General features: G+C 31.5%; 3 protein-coding genes. All 3 read right to left on the reverse strand.

Annotated features, from left to right (window positions below; translation table 11 throughout):
• Nucleotides 1-161: 161 nt before the first annotated feature.
• Nucleotides 162-299, reverse strand: coding sequence for a hypothetical protein (locus IDG60_RS10445; protein ID WP_001792090.1), 138 nt, complete (start codon nt 297-299; stop codon nt 162-164).
• A 117-nt stretch (nt 300-416) separates the two neighbouring features.
• Nucleotides 417-1,487 (reverse strand): superantigen-like protein SSL3, encoded by a 1,071-nt coding sequence (locus tag IDG60_RS10450; protein WP_001056483.1) that lies wholly within the window; start codon nt 1,485-1,487, stop codon nt 417-419.
• Between the two features lie 290 nt (nt 1,488-1,777).
• Nucleotides 1,778-2,473: a superantigen-like protein SSL2 gene (locus IDG60_RS10455; protein WP_000782622.1), complete on the reverse strand. Its 696-nt coding sequence runs from the start codon at nt 2,471-2,473 to the stop codon at nt 1,778-1,780.
• Nucleotides 2,474-2,797 lie beyond the last annotated feature (324 nt).

Here is a 2,797-nt window from a genome sequence, read left to right on the forward strand (position 1 = left end):
GTTGTTAAAAGGCCTAGTGCTAAACTTGTTTTAGCAATTGTTGTTATTTTCATAGTTGTATGCTCCATTCGTAATTATTAGATTTGTTCGATTACATTCATTGAATCATACAGCTTTATTATAGATGGCGTATTGCTCCATTCACATTAAACCTTGTTTAACTATATTTGAATCATCGTTAAGTAAATTAAGAAATCCATAATGTTCGTTAAATAAAACTGATTTTGATGTGATTCAACACTTGGCACATTTGAGGATTCGTCACTTTTAAGACATAGAAATGCCACTTTTACAAACAAATGAATATTCGTCTTTTACATCATTACGCATAATAAAAGAAGCTAAGCAACATGTAAACCGTTGTCACTTAACTTCTTGTTTTACCGATGTCAGCTTCTATTTAGAGAACGTCATGATTATTTTATATTCACTTCAATTTTATCAATGTTTGTACCTTCTATGACATCTGCCATACGATGCTCTTGCAGTTTTTTGTGTAATTCAAACGTATACTTCCCACCGTTTTTCATTTTAATAACGATTGTTCCTGAACCCATGTTACCGTAAAGATTATGTTTTTCAATAAGTTGTTTTCTCAATTTAAAATCAAGCTCTTTCAAGGAAATCTCTTCCTTAGTAATCATGTATTCTGAAACATCGCGTGAAATCATACCTTGATTATCTTTTTTAGTAACGCTTAATTCTGCTTTGTGATCAACTTTTTTACTATTAGTCTTCGTGATGCCACCGACAGAATATTTTTTTAATTGATATTTATTGTCTTCTAAAACGATAAATACATCGATATTATCGTAAGGTCCATCTTTATATTTTTTCTCATCTTTTCCAACTAAAGCTATTTTATAGATGAACCTATTTGGAATAACATTCATAAACCTAACCGTCGTCCATGGTTTGAGCAAAAATCCAAACTGCTTTTCAAATTCAAAACTCGGTTTCGTGTAATACGCTCTTAAATCTTCATATTTAGGAGTCATATCTGTTTGTGCTTGTTTTATGGTTGGAGATTGTGGTGTGTCTGATTTAGTAGATTGCATTGGTTGTGGCGTGTTTGTTGATGGAGGTGTTGTCACTTTAGTTTTCGGCGTTGTGGATTCGGTTGTCGTTTGTGATTGTTCTTGTTTAGGCGCTGGCGTTGCTGATATATTAAGCGATTTCTGCTCTTCTTGTTTAGGTTGTGATATTTTTTCTATTTTGGAAGCTGAGGTTTTTTCCTCATTAGTATTTGGTGCCTTTTCGAGTTTAGGCGTGCGTTCTTGTCTTGTGTTAGCTGCTTGTGTTGTCGCTGAATTTGCACCTGCTGTTATGTTTATCATTGCTAATCGCTCTGCTTTAAGCGTTGGTACTTTGTCAACTTTAGTTGATTGTATTTTTTCTGCTTTGACCGATTGCGTCGTTACTGTAATTGCGCCTGTTGTTAAAAGCCCTAGTGCTAAACTGGTTTTAGCAATTGTTTTCATATTCATAATTGTATACTCCAATCTATATTATATTCGATTGTCTTTTTACGTAATTTGAATCATACAACATCATTATAGATGGCGTTCTAAGATAATCACATTAAACCCTTTTTAACAATTATTGAAGTATTATTAAGTAATTTAAGCAAAAAATAATGAGTGATTATGAGGTTAATATAGCGTTTCTATGTGCCTTTGAAATGATTTTTAAGCATTAAAAAGAAGTTAAGCAACGTTTGATCGTCACTTAACCTCTCTATTTCAATTTCAAATTATTTCGTCGTCAAGTATGTGTATTAAGCTTTTCTAACTTTGATTTCAATTCTATCAATATCTGTGACATTGATAACATCGGACATACGGTCTTCTTGTAACTTTTTATCCAATTCAAATGTATACTTTCCATAGTATTTCTTTTTGACGGTAATTTTCCCTGTACTCATTTCACCGTAAAGACCATAATTATCAATAAGGTATTTTCTTAATTTAAAATCAATCTCTTTCAATGACATCGCTTCTTTATCTATTTTAAATGGGAAAAAGTCATAATCATATTCACCAATATGATCTGCTTTAATAACTCTTGCTTCTGCTATTAGGTCGACAGCTTTATCGTTTGCACTAGTGATACCCCCAATAGAGTACTTTGCACCTTCAAATCTCTTATCCTCATTAACGTAAAATATATTAAGATTACGATGTACACCCGTATGATAATGTTGCTTATCTTTGCCAATTAAAGCAAGGTTATTAACAGAATTACCATCTATGATATTCATAAATTTAATACTTGGTTGAATGAAACTGATATAACCTGTCACATTTTTATATTCAATACTAGGTTGAGTATAATAAGCTTTTAATTTTTTGCTATTTTCACTTATTACAATAGGTTTCTTTTCGGCATGAACTGGTTTTTCCGTTGTAGTGTTTACACCTGTTGCTAATATTCCTAATAACAAACTTATTTTTGCAATATTTTTCATTTTCATAGTTGTATGCTCCAATCTATTATAATTAGATTGTTTTATTACGTAATTTGAACCATACACCCATATTATAGGAGCTGTATTCGGATATTCACATTAACCTGTTTTTAACTATTCATAAAATATGATTAAGCTATTTAAGCAAAAGATAATGCGTGGTGCGACTGTTTGTGTGAGTTTTGTAACTTTTCCCCTCAAAAAAAGAAGCTAAGCAACAGTACGTCGCTTAACTTCCATATATTTCCATAACAAGCACTATTCAACATAGCGCTTTGTTGTTAGAAAGTATTATTTCATTTCTACTAGAATTTTTTGTATTTGTCTGCC

Source organism: Staphylococcus sp. EG-SA-2, from assembly GCF_017152085.1.